The following is a 243-nucleotide window of genomic DNA, read 5'->3' as shown; positions in this document are numbered from 1 at the left end:
AATTTCGTGTGCCACGGTTGCGGCTTTATCACTTTGAATATCCACTACCGCCACGCGATAGCCCTCTGCGGCCAGCCCACGGCTGAGGAACGCCCCGAGTGTTTGTCCCCCACCAATGACAACGGCAACCTGTTTCATACTTTTCTCCTTACGACTTAAGCGACAAATTTCAGTGTGCAACCAGGATTGATGCTTTCCGGCACGTCACCTGCGACGTGTACCGTGCCGGGATATTCCGCCTGC

Annotated in this window: 1 protein-coding gene; it reads right to left on the bottom strand. The window is 54.7% G+C overall.

Annotated elements, in window-relative coordinates; translation table 11 throughout:
- Nucleotides 1-138, bottom strand: a 138-nt coding sequence (locus GJQ66_RS16595; RefSeq protein WP_155049709.1) for an SDR family NAD(P)-dependent oxidoreductase, incomplete at its 3' end; no start/stop codon positions are given.
- Between the last annotated feature and the right edge of the window lie 105 nt (nt 139-243).

This window comes from Microbacterium sp. ZXX196, from assembly GCF_009709595.1.
In the GTDB taxonomy this organism is placed as follows: Bacteria; Actinomycetota; Actinomycetes; order Actinomycetales; family Microbacteriaceae; genus Microbacterium; species Microbacterium excoecariae.
The sequence above is the reverse complement of the archived record's forward strand: the minus strand, read 5'-3'. Positions and strand labels throughout refer to the sequence as shown.